General features: G+C 43.9%; 20 protein-coding genes and 4 pseudogenes. 17 read left to right on the top strand and 7 right to left on the bottom strand.

Translation table 11 applies throughout. The features are described 5' to 3' along the window. The first annotated feature begins 64 nt into the window (after positions 1-64). Both MP213Fo_RS08390 and MP213Fo_RS08385 read left to right on the top strand, forming a co-directional pair. A complete protein-coding gene (locus MP213Fo_RS08390) occupies positions 65-439 on the top strand; it encodes a low affinity iron permease family protein (RefSeq protein ID WP_421088597.1) in 375 nt (124 codons plus the stop codon). 170 nt (positions 440-609) lie between these two features. Then, entirely contained in the window at positions 610-741 is a 132-nt protein-coding gene (locus MP213Fo_RS08385) for a hypothetical protein (protein WP_421088596.1), read from the top strand. 45 nt (positions 742-786) lie between these two features. On the opposite strand, the gene MP213Fo_RS08380 is transcribed toward MP213Fo_RS08385, so the two are convergent. Further along, a complete protein-coding gene (locus tag MP213Fo_RS08380; RefSeq protein WP_421088595.1) occupies positions 787-1,755 on the bottom strand; it encodes an SDR family oxidoreductase in 969 nt (322 codons plus the stop codon). A gap of 338 nt (positions 1,756-2,093) precedes the next feature. Here MP213Fo_RS08380 and MP213Fo_RS08375 point away from each other — a divergent pair, with 338 nt between their 5' ends. The 6 genes from MP213Fo_RS08375 (at position 2,094) to MP213Fo_RS08350 (ending at position 6,016) form a co-directional block, all read left to right on the top strand. Further along, on the top strand, positions 2,094-2,297 hold the full coding sequence (locus MP213Fo_RS08375; RefSeq protein ID WP_421088594.1) for a CsbD family protein: 204 nt from the start codon (positions 2,094-2,096) through the stop codon (positions 2,295-2,297). A 105-nt stretch (positions 2,298-2,402) separates the two neighbouring features. Further along, on the top strand, positions 2,403-3,032 hold the full coding sequence (locus MP213Fo_RS08370; RefSeq protein ID WP_421088593.1) for an SOS response-associated peptidase family protein: 630 nt from the start codon (positions 2,403-2,405) through the stop codon (positions 3,030-3,032). A gap of 41 nt (positions 3,033-3,073) precedes the next feature. After that, on the top strand, positions 3,074-3,946 hold the full coding sequence (gene otsB / locus MP213Fo_RS08365) for a trehalose-phosphatase (protein WP_421088592.1): 873 nt from the start codon (positions 3,074-3,076) through the stop codon (positions 3,944-3,946). A gap of 1 nt (position 3,947) precedes the next feature. Beyond that, on the top strand, positions 3,948-5,327 hold the full coding sequence (gene otsA, locus MP213Fo_RS08360; protein ID WP_421088591.1) for an alpha,alpha-trehalose-phosphate synthase (UDP-forming): 1,380 nt from the start codon (positions 3,948-3,950) through the stop codon (positions 5,325-5,327). Between the two features lie 170 nt (positions 5,328-5,497). After that, complete coding sequence (locus MP213Fo_RS08355; RefSeq protein WP_421088590.1) at positions 5,498-5,686, top strand: hypothetical protein; 189 nt, start codon at positions 5,498-5,500, stop codon at positions 5,684-5,686. A 120-nt stretch (positions 5,687-5,806) separates the two neighbouring features. Further along, positions 5,807-6,016, top strand: a complete 210-nt coding sequence (locus tag MP213Fo_RS08350) for a CsbD family protein (protein WP_421088589.1) — start codon at positions 5,807-5,809, stop codon at positions 6,014-6,016. A 235-nt stretch (positions 6,017-6,251) separates the two neighbouring features. Here MP213Fo_RS08350 and MP213Fo_RS08345 read toward each other — a convergent pair. Beyond that, positions 6,252-6,377: pseudogene (locus MP213Fo_RS08345) on the bottom strand (IS3 family transposase); the annotation flags it as partial. A 440-nt stretch (positions 6,378-6,817) separates the two neighbouring features. On the opposite strand from MP213Fo_RS08345, the gene MP213Fo_RS08340 reads away from it, so the two are divergent. The 3 genes and pseudogenes from MP213Fo_RS08340 to MP213Fo_RS08330 all read left to right on the top strand — a co-directional run. Beyond that, positions 6,818-7,366, top strand: a complete 549-nt coding sequence (locus MP213Fo_RS08340; RefSeq protein ID WP_421088588.1) for a DNA-3-methyladenine glycosylase — start codon at positions 6,818-6,820, stop codon at positions 7,364-7,366. Positions 7,367-7,513: 147 nt separating this feature from the next. Further along, positions 7,514-8,822: pseudogene (locus tag MP213Fo_RS08335) on the top strand (DDE-type integrase/transposase/recombinase). Positions 8,823-8,911: 89 nt separating this feature from the next. Continuing rightward, positions 8,912-9,030 (top strand): annotated as a pseudogene (locus MP213Fo_RS08330) (GapR family DNA-binding domain-containing protein); the annotation flags it as partial. 20 nt (positions 9,031-9,050) lie between these two features. On the opposite strand, the gene MP213Fo_RS08325 reads toward MP213Fo_RS08330, so the two are convergent. Further along, a complete protein-coding gene (locus tag MP213Fo_RS08325) occupies positions 9,051-9,272 on the bottom strand; it encodes a hypothetical protein (protein WP_421088587.1) in 222 nt (73 codons plus the stop codon). Between the two features lie 85 nt (positions 9,273-9,357). On the opposite strand from MP213Fo_RS08325, the gene MP213Fo_RS08320 reads away from it, so the two are divergent. The 5 genes from MP213Fo_RS08320 (at position 9,358) to MP213Fo_RS08300 (ending at position 12,413) form a co-directional block, all read left to right on the top strand. After that, positions 9,358-9,897 (top strand): hypothetical protein, encoded by a 540-nt coding sequence (locus MP213Fo_RS08320; protein WP_421088586.1) that lies wholly within the window; start codon positions 9,358-9,360, stop codon positions 9,895-9,897. 491 nt (positions 9,898-10,388) lie between these two features. Then, a complete protein-coding gene (locus MP213Fo_RS08315; protein ID WP_421088585.1) occupies positions 10,389-10,925 on the top strand; it encodes a lipocalin family protein in 537 nt (178 codons plus the stop codon). Positions 10,926-11,298: 373 nt separating this feature from the next. Beyond that, complete coding sequence (locus tag MP213Fo_RS08310) at positions 11,299-11,385, top strand: transposase (RefSeq protein WP_421091074.1); 87 nt, start codon at positions 11,299-11,301, stop codon at positions 11,383-11,385. A 98-nt stretch (positions 11,386-11,483) separates the two neighbouring features. Next, positions 11,484-11,813 carry a PepSY domain-containing protein gene (locus MP213Fo_RS08305; protein ID WP_421088584.1) on the top strand — a complete coding sequence of 110 codons (330 nt, stop codon included), beginning with the start codon at positions 11,484-11,486 and terminating at the stop codon, positions 11,811-11,813. A gap of 24 nt (positions 11,814-11,837) precedes the next feature. Then, positions 11,838-12,413, top strand: coding sequence for a general stress protein (locus tag MP213Fo_RS08300; protein WP_421088583.1), 576 nt, complete (start codon positions 11,838-11,840; stop codon positions 12,411-12,413). Positions 12,414-12,461: 48 nt separating this feature from the next. On the opposite strand, the gene MP213Fo_RS08295 is transcribed toward MP213Fo_RS08300, so the two are convergent. Further along, positions 12,462-14,054 carry an FAD/NAD(P)-binding protein gene (locus tag MP213Fo_RS08295; RefSeq protein ID WP_421088582.1) on the bottom strand — a complete coding sequence of 531 codons (1,593 nt, stop codon included), beginning with the start codon at positions 14,052-14,054 and terminating at the stop codon, positions 12,462-12,464. A gap of 276 nt (positions 14,055-14,330) precedes the next feature. Between MP213Fo_RS08295 and MP213Fo_RS08290 the strand changes: the two are divergent. Further along, positions 14,331-14,485, top strand: a pseudogene (locus MP213Fo_RS08290) (transposase); the annotation flags it as partial. A 197-nt stretch (positions 14,486-14,682) separates the two neighbouring features. Here MP213Fo_RS08290 and MP213Fo_RS08285 read toward each other — a convergent pair. From MP213Fo_RS08285 to MP213Fo_RS08275, 3 genes are all read right to left on the bottom strand, one after another. Further along, positions 14,683-15,147 carry a DUF421 domain-containing protein gene (locus tag MP213Fo_RS08285; RefSeq protein WP_421088581.1) on the bottom strand — a complete coding sequence of 155 codons (465 nt, stop codon included), beginning with the start codon at positions 15,145-15,147 and terminating at the stop codon, positions 14,683-14,685. 270 nt (positions 15,148-15,417) lie between these two features. Beyond that, positions 15,418-17,613 (bottom strand): catalase C, encoded by a 2,196-nt coding sequence (catE, locus tag MP213Fo_RS08280; protein ID WP_421088580.1) that lies wholly within the window; start codon positions 17,611-17,613, stop codon positions 15,418-15,420. 76 nt (positions 17,614-17,689) lie between these two features. Then, positions 17,690-18,193 carry a ferritin-like domain-containing protein gene (locus MP213Fo_RS08275; protein WP_421088579.1) on the bottom strand — a complete coding sequence of 168 codons (504 nt, stop codon included), beginning with the start codon at positions 18,191-18,193 and terminating at the stop codon, positions 17,690-17,692. Between the last annotated feature and the right edge of the window lie 20 nt (positions 18,194-18,213).

Below are 18,213 nucleotides of genomic sequence, written 5' to 3'. Positions count from 1 at the left end.
AATATTTTCTAAGATAACGAACAATTACGATTTTAAAACATTGTGTATCTGAAGGGAGAAAATCATGGGAACTTATTTTTCAAAACTCAGCGAGAAAATATCTGAAATAACAGGTCATTACACAGCATTTATAATCGCATTTTTATTTATTATTATCTGGGCTTTATCTGGGCCGTTATTCCAATTTTCAGATACTTGGCAGTTGGTTGTTAATACAACAACAACGATTATTACATTTTTGATGGTATTCCTTATTCAAAACTCTCAGAACAGAGATTCCTGCGCGCTACACACAAAAATTGATGAGCTCATCGATGTTGTGAAAAATGCAGATAAAGATTTCATAGGCATTGAGCATATGCCTTTAGAAAAACTACAGAAATTAAAAGAAAAAATCGAAGAACATGCTGCCCATAAAGAACGCTCCGGCGAGCATTAAAACAGCTTACGGAACTATTCTGGCTTCCATAAGTTAGCAAATTATACGGCTTGCCTGATACGGCGTGTTTAATCGTAAGGATCCCGCCCGCTCCAGCTGCTTTTACAGCTGTATGTTTGTATGCGCTAGCTGAATGCAGTGGGTGCAACTCGTCCCAAGGAGTGAAGAATATGAAAAGTGCTTATCTGATTTTAGCAGTCTTGCTGATTTTGTTTCTGGTTTGGATGATTAACAGACCCACCACACAAAACCCTACACCGCAAGAAGCGCCACATTCACTACAAACACAGCCGGAAAATTGATAATTACCGGCTGTGTCTGCGGCTTGTGACCACTGATATTCATATTCAGTAGCCGCCAATAACGGGGAGAATTTCACCCGTGATATAACTTGCGGTTTGCTCAGAGGCCAAGAATACATAAGCAGGAGCGAGCTCTTCTGGTTGTGCAGGTCTTTTCATCGGCGTATCGGACCCAAAATGTGCAACATCCGAAGCTGCTTGATCTGCAGGATTGAGCGGCGTCCAGACAGGCCCTGGTGCCACAGCATTTACCCTAATGCCTTCAGGCAGCAGATTAGCAGCTAAAGCCCGTGTATAAGCATGGATCCCACCCTTTGTCATTGAGTAATCAACCAGATTTTTGCTGCCTCTCAAACCGGTTACAGATCCGGTATTGATAATGGATGCGCCTTTTTTCAGATGAGGCAGAACAGCCTTTGTCATATTGAAGTAGCCATAAAGGTTGGTTTTAATGGTCTCATCGAAATGCTCTGCAGATAGATCTCTAAAATGATCCGCATGGAGCTGAAACGCGGCATTATTAACGAGAATATCCAGTTGCCCAAAACTTGTCATAGCCTGCTCGATTGCGTCCTTGCAAAATTGCAGATCACGAACATCTCCTTTGATAAGCAGACATTTGCGCCCTTCCTGCTCAACCAGTTTTTGCGTGTAAGCAGCATCATTTTCTTCTTCAAGATAGAGCACAATTACGGAAGCCCCTTCACGAGCGTAGAGAACTGCAACAGCTCTGCCGATACCAGAATCCCCACCGGTAATCAGTGCAACCTTATCTTTCAGTTTCTCTGAGCCTTTATAGTAAGGCGCATCATACATTGGTGCCGGTGTGAGGGCGGTCTCCTCACCGGGTTTAGGAATATGTTGCTTCGGAAATGGCGGAACAGTATAATCCCGCGCTCCTGTTTGTGAGGCATATGACCGATCATTTGCAGAATCCGGGTTTTCTTTCTGCAGCTTTCGTTGTCTTTCAGCAGTATCATTTGCTTGTTGTAATTTATCAAAGAACTGTGTCACGGCTTTCTCCCAAAAGTATCTATGGTGTGGTGGAGTGAGCAGTGACCGGATGGGGTAGAAACTCGTCTGCCATTTCGTTGGCCACTATGAGAAACCGAAAAAATCATAGTGTTTTCCGCTGCCATCACGTTCGGTTGACACGATCACCACTCCTTAAAGGAATGGCAGAGAAAGCCCTTTGTTCCTTGAATTGCTCTATCTTCTTTCAATCAACCGATAGGGGCACGCAGAAAAATCCGCTGTAAAAGATCAGAGAAATGTTTCGAATTATTTTTGAACTATTTTGATTTTGTATCGTTAGCTAACTGTACAAGCACCATAAACGAAGGAGAAATCCCATGGATTGGAACAGAGTTGAAGGTAATTGGAAACAGTTCAAAGGAAAGGTCAAAGAGCAGTGGGGCAATCTTACAGACGATGATCTGGATCAAGTGAACGGTCGCCGTGATCAGCTTGAAGGGAAAATTCAGGAACGTTACGGCATTGAGAAAGACCGCGTCAAAAAAGACATTGATGATTGGTACAACCGACAGACGTGGTAACCCGCAAAAGCTCCCGTCAGGGAGCTTTTTCATTTATGCAACAGCTTTTGCTCCCGCTGCCCCTGCATCGCAACATATCATCAAACATCTCTGAGAGGAGGAGTTATGTCTGATATTTATGGTACCCGGTTCACTCCTGCAGATTTAAAAAAGTCTGTAGGCTTTTATATTGATCTGACAGACGGAAGATCCTTTAACGAAGTTATTTATCCGGATTTTCCTGCCCCTGTTTTGCGTAATAATTTAGATGGTCCTGAACTCGGAATTAGTCTTTGGGGAATGCCCTCTCCCGACAAAGCCGTAAAACATAAAAATGATAAAGGGATCACACACATCCAGCACAGTGACGCAGCCCACTGGGAGGAATGGCAGACTGTTGCTAATCGCTGTCTGATACCGGCCATAGCTTTTGGCATACAAACACATAAGTCCACCCCTTTATCCGGCAATACTACCCGATGGCTGTCACTACACACGTCTGGAAATCTGCTTTTCTTTGCCGGCATATGGACAGAATGGGTGGGCACTCGCGACCCGCAAGAGGGTGAGAAAAGCCATACTTTGTTTGCTTTTCTTACGACAGAGACATCCTCTCTCAGCGATCAAGATACTCCTGTTTCGCTGCCGGTTATACTAACCGAACCAGAAGAACTGGATGTCTGGATGACGGCCTCTTGGGACACTGCCAAGTTGCTACATCGTCCACTGGATGAGCAAAAACTGATCTATTTATAAACTTGGTCACTGGTTCTTTTTCAGTAAAGGTAACACAGACAATGAGCACCACCCTGACAATGGAAAACATTCAGTACAATCAAGGTTTAATCCCTGAGTTAAGCCATTTGAAAAATGATAAAGGTTCACTATCAAAGCATGCATTTTTCTTTGACTTAGACGGAACTCTGTTGGATATCGCTTCAGCACCGCATAAAGTACAACTTCCGCAACAACTATATGACATTCTATCTCATTTGCACTGGCATCTTGACGGCGCATTAGCACTCATAACAGGACGTCCGGTCAGTTTTGTTGATACAATATTTCCCTCCCATAGCTTTGAAATTGCAGGTCTGCATGGCGCTCAAATTCGTAACAGCGACGGGAGTATAAGAGCGCTTAAAATAGACGATAGTTTTCGCACGGCGAAACGCTATATCGAAGATACGCTTACTGATTATCCGGATATAAAACTGGAAGATAAAGAAGTCGCTCTGGCATTACATTATCGAAGTAATCCCCGCCTGCAGAAAACGACCACGGATATAATCAATAAAGCAGCTTCAATAACAGGCGACAACTGGACTGTGCAACATGGAAAAATGGTTGCTGAATTACGGCCTGCCGGTTCTGACAAGGGTTCAGCTTTAGATCACTTCATGGCTAAAGCGGCTTTCCAGTCTCGCATACCAATCGCTTTTGGTGATGATGCAACCGATGAAGCTATGTTTGCGGCAGCGCACAAATATTCAGGCGCATCTGTGAAAATCGGCGCGTCACTCCAACAAAGTTGTGCAATGAGCCTTCTATCGTCGCCTTCCGCGCTCAGAAACTGGCTCACCGAAATCATTGCAGCGCAAGGGACCCTGAGAGTCCCCGAACCCGCCATCAATCATCCTTCAAATAAAGTAGAAACTGACTGGGGACATTAAAATGGGAAAATTAATCATCATATCCAACCGGGTTCCTTTACCAGATAAACATGGAAATGCGCCTGCCGGAGGTCTTGCTGTTGCTCTGCAAGCTGCACTGGAGGAAAAGGGCGGCCTCTGGATGGGCTGGTCTGGAAAAATAATATCCGATGATCTACAGCAACCTCAGCTAAACATTCAAAAGCACGATAATATTGAATATGCGCTGTTGGATTTAGCCAGCACCGATGTTGATGAGTATTATGCCGGTTTCGCCAACCGTATGCTATGGCCTCTGTGTCATTACCGGCTGGATCTCATTGATTATGAGCGAAAAGATATGGCTGGTTATTTTCGCGTTAATCGTCTTTTTGCTGAGCAGTTACAGTCACTTATTCAACCTGATGATATTATTTGGGTTCACGACTACCATCTCATCCCTCTGGCTGCGGAACTACGCCGTTTAGGTGTTAAAAACCGGATCGGTTTTTTCCTCCATATCCCTTGGCCCTCGGCAGATATCGTCTTCACACTCCCTGTTCATGAAACCATTATGCGCGGGTTAGCCTCCTATGATTTGATTGGTTTTCAAACAGATTATGACCTTGAAAACTTCATCGGCTGCATTTCGCGGGAAAATATTGCTATTCCAATAGGCGAGAACCGGTTCAAAACCGGCAGCCATAAATTTAAAGTCGGAAAATTCGGGATTGGTATTGAAACGGATAAATTCACCGACACTGCCCAACAGTCAGAGAAGAGTGCCCTTGTCCGGCGTATGCGCGAAAGCATGTCAGGACGAGACCTCATTATCGGGGTCGACCGTCTTGATTATTCAAAGGGAATAACGAACAGAATAGAAGCATTTGAGCATTTCGTACAGAACAATCCGGAGTATAAGAGCAAAGTAACTTTTCTGCAGGTGACACCAAAGTCCCGTTCAGAAGTGCCGGAATATGCTGAGATGCAAAGTATGGTGGCTGAACATGCCGGCCGCGTTAATGGCGCACTTGCTTCTGTGGACTGGACACCTATCCGTTACATTACCCGCACATTAAATCGCAACATTCTCGCAGGCCTGTATCGGCACGCAAAGGTCGGGTTAGTAACACCGCTTCGGGATGGTATGAATTTGGTTGCGAAAGAATATGTTGCAGCACAAAATAAAAATGACCCTGGTGTATTAGTGCTTTCTCGATTTGCAGGCGCATCACGTGAGCTGGACGGCGCTCTGCTGGTCAACCCTTACGATAAAGAATCTGTTTCGCAAGCCATTCATCGTGCATTGAACATGCCGCTGAATGAGCGACAATATCGTTATTCTTCTATGATCAAGCACCTACAAAAAAATGATATCAATCATTGGTGTGCGAATTATCTTGATGAATTGCGTTGTGCCTAAGGCTAAGCTCTTCGCCATTTTTCATGCGCGATATATGCGTTCATTTAGAACTGGCATCGCAAATATATAGCGCATAATGCATCAAAATAGCAAATTCCGGTTTTTATGGGGAACAGAACCGACGTTCTGTTAGTTAACTCATCAAGAGAGGTGACTAAAAGGAGTGTGCCATGAAAGATATTCCATCGCTAAAAGCCCGTCAGGGTAAAAAAGGTCGGCCAGTTCTGATCGTTTTAATCTCAAGCCTAATTATTGTTCTTTTAGTTTGGTTCGGCGCAGAAATTTATGGCAGCTATATTTCTAAAAGTGAGAACACTATGAACTCGAATTCTATCAATGAAAAAAGCTTTCCAAATTAAACTAACGACACAGGCTCAGATCAGTTAGCGCGCTATCGGATCATTATTACGATATTTTGTCTAACAGTAGCAGTATAATCGTAAATTTTTTGCCATTTTTCAAACAGTTTGGAGAGAGCAATGGAATGGAATGAAATCAAAACGGATTGGCCACGCTATAAGGTGAATATTCGTGAACAATGGGGCAATTTATCTGCTGAAGAAGTTGACGAGATAGCAGGAGAAAAGCACACTTTAGAAAAGAAATTACAAGAGCGCTATAGCCTTACGCCTGAGCAAGTTAGAGAGCAGATTAATGATTGGTACAGAAAAATAATTAGAAATATCTAACAGTCATTATTTTGGTTTACTCAATAATTTGATTTCGATACGCCAAATTACAATGAAATAAACGGTGTCAATTTAGTTCAACAAAAATTATGATCCCCGATCATTAGTGTCTGCCCACTTAATTTCGTAACCGTCTCTAAACAACATTGTAATGTTAACTTGTCAATGCCATTTGTTAGCTACAATTTCGCTTCAGTGACAGAAAACCGCGCCTTGATTTATAGGCTAAAGAAATTTTAAAGAATATTAAAGTTACGATACCAAAATATCGTTCTCGGCAAAGCTCGGCTACAGGCACACCACCCTCGGCTTGGCTTAGTATAGAAAGGATTTGCGGTTCTTTAAATCTCGTCAGCTTCATAAAAACCTCCTCAATCATAATGCCGAGAAAATTCTACTTTGAAACAACTTTAATTTTAGGGGGATTACCAGGTCATCATCAGTAAGCTTTCCCCACTACTCTTTGACCTATCCTTTTACCTGCTTCCAATCTTCTTCAACTCGGTTCCAATCTATTAGATATTCGTTTGTTTGTGGTTGTTGGTATGAATAAATAAGAAAATAGGTAGAAAATGGTTCATATTCAAACTTCAAATTAAATTAAGTGGCTAAACTCTAAACGTCAAAATCTGCATACCTTGATCGCATGGCAATGCTGTCAATCAGATTTCACTTATGTGAAAGTAAAGCCTCCCGTGGTTCACTCAGTCATGGGGCTGGAACTAATAAATATCGTCTTCATAGAAAATGACGACGCGAAATTCGTCCAGAGTTGAGGGAGAAGGCAGCGAGGCCTACAGAATGAAGCAAAAAGAAAAAAATCCCGAGTTCTTTAATAGGAGTGCATTGTATGTGGCACCTGATATTCTTGGTTGGACATTTAATATTGGTTCAACTGGAGGAATAATTATAGAAACCGAAGCATATACGCGTACCGATCCTGCCTCACATAGCTTTCGAGGTAAAACACTCAGTAATTCCTCAATGTTTGGAATACCGGGCTCAAGCTATGTGTATCGCTCTTATGGCCTTCATTGGTGTATGAATTTTGTCTGTGCGGACGCATCCGCAGTATTAATAAGAGCTATTCATCCATTATCTGACCTACCAACTATGATACAAAGGAGGGGAACACAAAATATCAAAGCATTGTGTTCTGGTCCAGGTAAACTTTCTCAGGCTCTTAATATTAACAAAATGCTAGATGGGCGGAGTTTAAAAGACCCCCCTTTTTTCCTCATACCAAGAACTCAAACTCCGCAGATCGAAACAGGTAGAAGGATTGGGATTACCAAAGCAGCTGAATATCTCTGGAGATTTAAATTAGCTGATGCTGCTTTCGCTTGCTAAATAAATCTGTCCAAAATATCTCGATTGGGTAATCCATGAGTATTTAACGGTGTTCCGCAGTAGTGTCTAACGTTAGCACCTTTGGGACGAATTTAAGCATTTTACTAAGGTATGATTGCTGGTTCATTTATCAATTGGGACATTGAAATGACCCAGAAGCCCGGAACATCAAAAAGTGCTGCTGATAAGTTTGCCAAAAACATTCGCCGTAAGACCCAGCAGCACTATTCTGGCGAGGAGAAGATCCGCTTTGTTTTGGCCGGACTGCGCGGAGAAGAAAGCATTTCAGTGCTGTGCCGTCGCGAAGGTATAGCCGAAAGTCTTTATTACAGTTGGTCGAAGGAGTTCCTTGAGGCTGGGAAGTGGCAATTGTCCGGTGACACTGCCCGTCAAGCAACCTCGCCAGAGGTAAAGGATCTACGCTCTGAAGCCTTGGCTTTGAAAGAATGGGTTGCGGACCTGACGCTCGAAAACCGTCTGCTTAAAAAAAGCATGACCGGGACTGGGGAGTTCGGGGAATGAGATATTGCGCATCTGAGAAGCTGGAGATCATCCGCACTGTTGAGGGATCACACCTGCCCACCAAAAAAACCCTTGATATACTATGTATCCTAGGCACTACTTTTTACCGGTGGTATGATCGCTCTCTTGAAGGCGGACTAGATGCACTGGCTGATCATTCCCCTCACCCGAGATCGATCTGGAACCGTACCCCAGAGCATAGGCGTGATGATCTGATCGAGTTTGCGCTGGAACATGAGGCTTTGTCGACGCGGGAGCTGGCAGTTAAGTATACCGATCAGAAACGGTATTTTATATCTGAATCAACAGCTTATCGCATACTAAAGGCAGCAGACTACGTGATGATTAAAGCAGCCGAGGAGTTTCACGATAAAACCACCGCTATCAACCAGATGTGGCAAACAGATTTTACCTACTTCAAAATCATCGGTTGGGGTTGGTATAACCTCAGCACAGTTCTGAATGATTACAGTCGCTACATCATCACCTGGAAGCTCTGCACAAACATGCATTCTGATAACCTTACAGACACAATAAAGCTAGCTTTTTCAGCATCATGCTGTGACCAGGCAGTTGTTCGTCACAAGCCGCGCCTGCTCAGTGATAATGGGTCTTGTGACATCTCTGGTGATTTAGCTGAATGGCTGAAGAGCCAAAGAATGACGCATGTCCGGGAAGCGTCATTCCATCCCCAAACCTAAGGCAAGATCGAACGCTAGCACCAGACTATGATAAATCGCGTCCTGTTAGAAACTATTAACTGCCGGGAGATCTCGAGCACCAAATAGATACCTTCGTGGAATATTACAACAATCACCGTTGCCATGAAAATTTGAGGAACGTCACGCTTACTGACATTTACTTCGGGCTTGAGAAAACTACTTTCAGTGAAAGACAGAAAATCAAAAATTCAACAATACGACAACGCCGTTAGCATCATCAAACACTAGCGGCTAAAAACAATCCAGAACCTCCAAAACTTAAAATGCTCTGATGTCCTATTTTATATGACTACGGACAGGCACTGGCTTCGACACCACAGCTGTTCGCGCAATCATCCGCGCTCGTAAAAGGAAGCCCATGAGCGTGAAGAAGAGGAAGCAATGATCCAGCTTTATATGGATGCGTTGGGCATGAGTTAAAACGGAACGAGAGAGGAACACTAAGGTTCCGTCTCTCGCTGGCCCCCATCATTCCATGCAGTTGTATCAATGGGCTTGTTACTGTCAAGCCAATTAAGAGTGCTTGCGTATCGCTCTGCTTCAAGTTCAATAAGAGGGCCATATTTCACGCCCTTTACAGTTGCTTCTTCACCAGTGGTTAGATCAATCACTATCCATTTGTCATCATGTAAGTGCTGTTTTCCGTATTTTGGCTTTTGCATCAACTTTCCCCGATTATGCCAACGCAAATTAAGAAACTCATAGCACATGTTTCGACATTTAATATTATTAAGATAGGTTTCAAGAATGGCCGTACCAACCAAAGAACAGCGTACATCTATCTCTCGCGGTGAAGTTGGAAGTATGAAGTCTGACGTGCGGGTTCACCGTATTTCTAATCCTTATTACTCTCCTGATCATTCCGGTGAGGCATGGAACCCACAAAAGATAAAAGCATTTATAAATATTAAAGAAAGCGCTATCGGCACACTTTACTCACGTGGCCATATTGACGATGCGCAATGGGCAGCCGCCGGGCGTTTTCGTATGCATTGGGAAAAGTCCGGCGCGAAGGGGGCAAGCGCGATTGATTATGGGCATGAGAAGGTAGATGGCGGCAAGACCGTTGATCCGCTTCCGGACAGAGCGGTGGAAGCTGTTCAGCAACTGAATGCCTGCAAGCCAGTGCTTGGCCGGAAAGCGTTTAATCTGATGATTGCAGTTGTCGGTCAAGGCATGGAGATAAAGGATATTGCTGAAAGCCCGCGCGACCGAAAAACAGTCGGGGATTACATTAAGGACGGCTTAACTGAACTAGCTGTGTATTGGGGCTACAAAACACAATAGGTAGTTGCTCGTATACGCGAATTAGTATACATATTGATATAGTGGTGATTTGCGTAAAGCTTATATAGGCCATCATAAAAGGCAGCTAAAGTGCTGCCTTTTCTATTTCCAGCATCTATTTGGTCTGCCGTTTCCAGTATCTATTACGTAGTCTTGGGGCAATATACCACGATACAAATGGTGTAATAACGAGACTTAAGGCAACAACTGCTGGTATGAGATATTTAGCATTCACTGATAGTTCTGGAATGCTTAATACCAATATAACCCCAATACCGAACAACACGGCATTGACCATTAAGCTCAATAAAGCGGCGATTTGGAATCTAACTGACATGTTGTAATCCTCCACTACTATATTAGTAACGGTTACATGCCCGCATTGTTCCGGAATACTACGCTGAGGAATAATTCTGGATAAATAATTGATTAATTAATTTTGGAACTCCCATATTTTCTATACGTTTAGTATTGAGGAACAGGAGTTCGATATGAGTGCCAAAAAAATAATTTTAGCTACCGTTGCCTTAGTTGCCGGCTATAAATTTTACAGAGCTAGCAATCCGGGCATACCAAAGAAAGTCGTGCCCATTAGCGGCTTTGAGATAAATAGATATCTCGGGAAGTGGTATGAGGTTGCACGGGTAGATAATCGCTTTGAAAAAGGATTGATCAATACCACAGCGCAATATGCTCTCAATGACGACGGTACCGTGAATGTACTGAATAGTGGTGTTGATAAAAACACAGGCCGCTTTAAGCGTGCCTCGGGGACGGCAAAATTCGTTAGAGGTGAATATGAAGGGGCTCTGAAAGTTTCGTTCTTTGGACCGTTTTATGGTGGTTATAATATTGTTGAGCTTGATGAAGATTATAGATGGGCGATAATTGTCGGCTCGAGCCTTAACTTCTTCTGGGTTTTGTCCCGAACTCCTGAAATACCTGAATCAGTCAAAGATCGTGCAAATAAAATTGCATCTGAGGTTGGGATTGACCCTGAAAATATTAATTGGGTGGAGCACTATTAAATAAAGATCGTGCCGCTGGATAAATCCAAGATGGTTATACCCCCAGATCCTAAACACGTTCTAATCAGCTATGCCGCTGAAATGCGCTGGAAAAAGGAAGTTGGCGGTTTTGAGCTTAACGGTTTTGACCTGAGCCCCGCAAACTCCTCCAGATTTTGGTAGAGTCCAATCCTTGGTGACGTGCACCCGTTTTTAGGACCACCCGGCTGGGGAACTTTCCGGGGTTTTGACGTGTGACGTGCTCCCTTAAATCCGGACCATTTTCAGCTGGGATTTTCCATTAATAATCACCTTTATGGGAGAAGGAGAATTTAATGAAAGCGGGTAAATTTTCAGATGTACAAATTGCTTTTGTTTTTGAAGCAGGAGGAGGATGGGCACGCCGATTGGTGAAGTTTGCCGCAAGGCAGGTATTGCTGAATCGATCTTTTACCGGTGGCGCAAAAGCTTTGCCGAATAGTAAGTCATATCTAAAGCAATTTCTTAAAATTGCTTAATCATGGAACTTTCCACTTCGTTAGCCATTTTATTAATATAACTAAAATGGAGAATTGAGATATGCGAATTAAAACACTTTTGGCTGGTTGTGCATTGGCTTTGGCTACACTCAGCGCACAAGCGCAGAACACTCCAGCAACTGTTAAACCTTCTACTACTGAGACCCCCGCTATTACAACCCCAGATGCAGTTAATCCAAATGCCCCTGTTCCAGGCGAAAATAGTTTCACTGAAAGTCAGGCAAAATCTCGTTTTGAAGAGGCCGGCTATACAGATGTTACTAATCTCAATTTGGTTGATGGAATCTGGCATGCAGAGGGTGTAAAAAACTCAACTTCATTAAACTTAAATCTTGATTATCAAGGGAATATTACTGAAGCAGCTAAATAAATTTAGTTAAAGGGAGATGTTGTTATGAGAGTTGTTACAGGCCTTTTCGATGACTATTCGACTGCCAAAAAAACAGTTAATGAATTAGAGGAAGCTGGCATTAATTCGGATGATATTAGTATTGTTTCTCACAATGCAAATGAAGATTCTAATGCAGCAGAGGGAGCTGGAGTAGGCGCTGGCATTGGCGCCGCTGTAGGAGGTGCAGGAGGACTACTTGCTGGCCTTGGCCTTCTTGCTATTCCAGGAGTAGGGCCTGTGGTCGCAGCGGGCTGGTTAGCTGCAACAGCCGTAGGTGCCGTCGGCGGTGCAGTGGTCGGTGGAGCTACGGGTGGACTAATTGGAGCTCTCACTGAATCTGGTGTATCGGAAGAAGATGCACACGTGTATGCAGAAGGCGTACGTAGGGGGGGGACACTGGTTACGGTTCGAGTTGAGGAGGATCAATATAAGTTGGCTCAGTCAATCCTTAATCGCTCGCACGTGGACATAGCAGAACGTCGGAGCCTTTACTCATCGGAAGGTTGGGAAAATTTTGACACTACAGCCAAACCTTACACTGTTGATGAAGTAGAAGCAGAACGTTTACGTTATCGATAAGCTCAATATTTTAAAAAAGGGCAGGCCAAGAGTCTGCCCTTTCTTTGTTTATATATTTGAATTTATTATATCAGTTGCCGCTTGACTTGCGAGGTAATGAGATCCCTGTAGACCTTGCATGAAAGGAAATTTATTTAAAATATGAGGAATACTCAAACAATAAAAAGGAATTAGTTCTCCTAGAATGTTTTTAATTTTAAATTCGTCGTTAATAATTATTGCGCCAGTTTCAGGGGAACTTTGCATCTGCTTAGATAAAGAATTAAATGGAAAATCAGAATCTGATAGTGGTTTGTTTCCAGTCGCATCTATTAAATAACTAAAAATATGATTGTAATTGGCTGCTAGAACAACAACAGCATTTTCTATAATGTCGTTCTCAATAGTATAATCTTCAGGCAATTTTTGAACTGTTAAGATACCGGCTTGATGAGCCGCCAATAAGCGTTTGATGGATTCATGAGGGACAGAAGCATAGTCATCTACGAAGACGGGCTTAAGAAAAGTGTTAAATTCTATCAATTCATTAGCACTTAGATGAGGAATAACTCTTCCAAAAAGCTCATGCATTCGTAAAATCGCATAGCGCCATGCAACAGTACATTGCGAAGAGTAATTTGAGACTGCTTCATCTAAATTTGCTTTCGCCCAAACAAAGGGGTCAGCCACCATTCGAGCGCCAAAATAGGCTTCTTTGAATTTCGGCATACACAAGCCCTCTAAATTTATAGATTTAGAGTACTCTGGGTCTGAATATACCAACTGCATTTTAAATAATTTGAATGTTTCCTCTAATAGCCCATATGGGCAATGATGTATGAAGTTTTCTACAAGTTCTTCAGTAAAAATTTCCAAGGGCTCGTACGGTATAGGACAATAAAAATCCGCTTCAGGAAGAATCCCTTTCCGCGACATCATAACAATTTTTAGATTTGATATATTTGTATTATTTGCGAAAATTAGTTGTCCAGCGGGATCTTCTTCGAATGTACCATGATTATGTGCTATTGCGACAAAAGCGTCTATTGCACTAAGAGAAGTGCCTAATATGCCCACGGATGTGTTCTTTATTAATTCTAATTTGCGGTAAGGCCAAGGAGATGCAAATAAGTGAACGTCATCTTTGCCATTGTCGTAGAAATGACCTGTTGCCATTACAACATAATCAAACAACTCTTTTGTTTTTTTAAAATTATACGATTTAATCGAGACCTCAAATAAGGGATTAATATATTCAACATTGTAAACATGGCTATTATTATGTACTTCTATTTTATTACCATTTGATAGTGCCTTAGCTATCAGTTTCTCAAGTTGATTTTTTAAATACATTCCAAGTAATATACGGGGGTAAAACCCACGCTCAGTAATCAGAGACTTATCTAGAGAAAAGGGCTTTAAAACTGAATCTTCCAGATTCATTAACCAGTCGAAATAAGTCTCGTGAATTGGAGGTATTTCTATACTGCCAATATTAGCAAGCATCTGATTGCTATTTACACCGCCAGAATAAGGTGTGCCTACACCCGCAAGCTCAGATTGTTCATATAGAATGATCTTGAATTTGTCATTACTCTCAATAAGCGCTTTAAGAAGATAAATAGCTGTGGGGCCTGTACCTATTATTGCCAGATTTTTCATACTGTTTTCTCATATGGACGCTTAGTTCTGCATATAAAACGGAATTAGCGGACCGTTGTTCCTCATGGTTATGTATATCTTAAAATTGACATATGTCTTTTATTGGAAAGTATAATCAAATGAAGAGTTTTCCTCAGTTAATTTAAGGACGTCGGAAATTACTAAAATTATTAAATTAGGCCAAGAGTGAGTAAAAGCTGGGGACAAGGGCGATGAACTTTGCCGTGAGCCCGCAAATTTCAGATTTTGGTAGGGTCCAGTCCTTGATAATGGACAATGAAACGCTCACGGCTTTCAGATGAACAGATAATCGACTGATTAACGAGCAGGAAGCGGGAACGCCCACTGCATAGGTATGCGGGAAATAGGGAATTAGCAGCGCTACTTTTTACAAATATAAAGCCAAATTTGGTGACCTGGAGGTTTCCGATGGGGTAATCCCACCAATGCCCATAATGGGTTTTTAGTTATTGTACTCAGCGTCTTTGTCTGGGCAATCATTGATGCATCCATCCGCCATATTTGGAACGCCACTTGTAGAGCTATGCGGTGGGCCTACTTTTGAGTTATATATCACTCCAGAAAAGCACTAAAAGAGGGGCTGCTTAAATATAGGATTTTTAAAAATTCATTTTTCATAATTAATTACGCTTATTTTACCATTACCTTCAATTTTTGCAGTTTTAATACTATTAATATCGCTAATGCTTTCCATTCTTAAGCAACTTAAAAGTTCATCCTCAGTCAATGCTTCCTTTTTCATATTTGTTTTATTTAAAATTCCATCTTCTATAATAGGAAGAGGTTTTTGTGCAACTAGCCTTCGAATAAATTTAAAATGATAAGATAGTTTGTTTATTGAGTAATCAAGTATAATAAATACACCAATTTGTATTACCCCACTCGTAATAGAAGTAAAGTCACCAAGAGAATGAGATGCTGTTTCAGTTACAAGCAAAAGAAATACTAAGTCCATAGGGGCCATTTCTCCTGCGGTTCTTCGTGGTAAAATACGAAAAACAACGATAAATCCGACATATAATGCAGCTCCTCTGATAATCAGTTCATATAGTGGTAGATCCACATCAAACATTAATTCCTCCGGTAATTATCACTACTAAAATAACTCCCTAATTGCTCTGGGCACATCGAAATAATTAAATTTTCTTTTGACTATTATATTCTCATGCTAACGCTAAAGTTTGATGTGAGCCATTTCTTAATGTCGCACAGCTGAAAAGTTTTCCTGTTCTATAACGACGGGGTAAGTCAGACATTTCCATCTTCATATCCGCTCAAGATTATAACATGCTCCTCCGTGACGAGGGCGCGGCGTCCAAGGCCGCGCCCTCATTTGCGCGTATTACTTAACAGGCTGAGAGGCTTTGCCCAGTTTCACCGATGGCTCCCGGCCCCAAACGCGAAGTTTGCCGAGTTGGGAGACAAAGGCTGCAAGACTGTCTCCGTCAGGGAGCGCCATAATACCTTCGTCAAGATCCTCCGCAATCCCTGCTTTTTTAAGCAACGGCAAGGCCGATGGGTCGTAGCCGATGAACTTGCAGTGCTGAAACGCATCAGCCACAAAATCACGAGACGTGGCTTCCTTGACCAAATCGTCAATCGCCGCATCGGAAGTGAGCAAGGCAACTGCATCAAACAGCACTGATGGCCCGCCATCGATCATATGATGCGCTTCCACCCAGCTGCCATCGGAGGCTGTGACGCCCCCCACTTTCGTCGCAATCAATTCGACGACCGCCTTCTCATTCGTTACGGCTGAGGTCAGGCCCTTCAGCAGTTCGGCGTCGACACCATCTGTGATGAGGATGCCAAGTTTGCGGCCTTCGAAACGTTTCGGGCCCCGTTCGACGATGCTAAGTGCGGGTGAAGGTTCGAGATCCTGACGTGTGGGCATCGCAGCGGCTGCCGGCTTTGGCATGGTTTGAAAACCCAACTTCTGGGCTACCGTCTTCGCTAGCGTCTCATCGATATTCAACAGATGCGAGACCATGCGTTCGCGGATTACAGTGGTCTCGACTTTGCTGAGCTCGAAGGTCAGGGCCATTGCAATGTGCCGCTGTTCCGGTGGTGTCTGGCTAATGTAAAACTGGCGAGCCTGACTGTAATGGTCAGCAAAGCTCTCAGGGCGAAGGCGAACCTTTGAACCTTGTTCTTCGGACGGGAAGTGGCGGTAACCATGAATCGGCGACTCTCGCGGCCCTTCACCAAATGAATTCGGCTGGTAGTTCACTCGGCCAACGGGATTGCGCATGGCCATATGGCCATCCTGCTGGAAATTGCGTATGGGGCACTTCGGTGCATTGATCGGCAGATGTGTGAAGTTTGGACCACCGAGACGTTTCAATTGCGTATCGAGATACGAGAAGTTACGGCCCTGCAGCAGCGGATCGTTACTGAAGTCGATACCAGGTGGAACATTCTGCGTCATAAAGGCAACCTGTTCGGTCTCAGCGAAGAAATTATCCGGCATACGATCGAGAACCAAACGTCCGATGGGCTGCACGGGGAGAATCTCTTCCGGGATGATCTTCGTCGGATCCAGGATGTCAAAATCAAAGTTATCGGCAAATTCCTGGTCAAACAACTGAACGCACAGTTCCCATTCTGGAAAATTCCCCGATTGGATCGACTGCCATAGATCGCGGCGATGGAAATCTGGATCGGCACCGTTGATCTTCACCGCTTCATTCCACGCGACAGACTGTAGGCCAAGCTTTGGCTTCCAATGAAACTTTACGAAGGTTGATTCATCCTTGGCATTGACGAAGCGGAAGGTATGAACCCCAAAGCCTTCCATGAATCGGAACGAGCGAGGAATAGTGCGATCCGACATGATCCACATGACCATGTGCATGCTCTCGGGCGTCAGGCTGATGAAGTCCCAGAAATTGTCATGGGCGGTCTGGGCTTGCGGAAATGCACGGTCGGGTTCCTGCTTGGCTGCGTGGACCATATCCGGAAACTTAATGGCGTCCTGGATAAAGAACACTGGAATGTTATTGCCAACCAGATCCCAGTTGCCCTCCTGCGTATACATCTTGACTGCAAACCCGCGAACGTCGCGTGCAACGTCAGCTGAGCCTTTGTTGCCGGCAACTGTCGAGAAACGTACGAAGACCGGCGTTTTCTCGCCTGCACGCTGAAAGACGTCTGCGCGCGTGTAAGCCGCGAGGGATTCATACGTCTCAAAAAAGCCATGGGCACCATAGCCACGAGCGTGCACCACCCGTTCGGGAATGCGCTCATGGTCGAAATGAAAGATTTTTTCGCGGAAATGAAAATCGTCGATCAGAGCGGGCCCGCGTGCGCCGACCCGTAAAGTGTTTTGATCATCGGCGACAGGACTACCTTGGGCAGTCGTCAGAACTGGCTGACCGTCTTTGGCAAGCTGATGAAGTTCACCACCGTCGCCACGGTGAAGTTGTTGATCGTGAATGGTAGCAATATTAGCAGGGTCGGACAGGTTGTTGGCCGTTTGCCCGGATTTTGTGGACTTTGCAGCGGCGTCTGTCTCTGGTGCAGAGGGCTTCGTGGCCATCGTTCTCTCCTAAATGCTTAACTAGGGGTGAGATAAGGCCGCCCGCTCGGCGGCCTCTCAAAAAACGACGAATGCTTCAGGCAACTTTTTTGCCCTTGCCCTTTTCGTTAGCTGACTTTTCTGCGAGTTCGGTCAATTTTTTGTCCGTAGCTTCTTCTTCGGCAAGGTTTGCCTGCAGCAGAGGAATCGCGTCCTTAAGACCAATCTGCTTGGCCCAAGCGATCAGTGTCCCATAGCGGGCAATCTCGTAATGTTCGACGGCCTGTGCTGAAGAAATCAGGCCGGCATCAAGTGCGACCGAACCCTTGTATTCTTCCATGATCTCTTCGCCTTCAGCGATGATACCCTGAATGGCTTCGCAGGTCTTGCCGCGGGCGGCCTTGCCCAGCAATTCAAACACCTGTTCTAGGCGTTCGATCTGCCCCTGGGTCTCGTCGCGGTGCTGCAGGAAGCCTGTCTTACTTTCCTCTGATTGCGCTGCGCGCGCCATCTTAGGTAGGGCCTTCAGGATCTGTTTTTCTGCAAAATAGATATCCTTGAGCGTATCAAGGAAAAGGTCGTTCAAAGTTTTCTCGGCCATTATTTCTACTCCTCTCGAGT

Origin of the sequence: Pseudochrobactrum mosebachae, assembly GCF_048914685.1 — a bacterium.
In the GTDB taxonomy this organism is placed as follows: Bacteria; Pseudomonadota; Alphaproteobacteria; order Rhizobiales; family Rhizobiaceae; genus Pseudochrobactrum.
The sequence above is the reverse complement of the archived record's forward strand: the minus strand, read 5'-3'. Positions and strand labels throughout refer to the sequence as shown.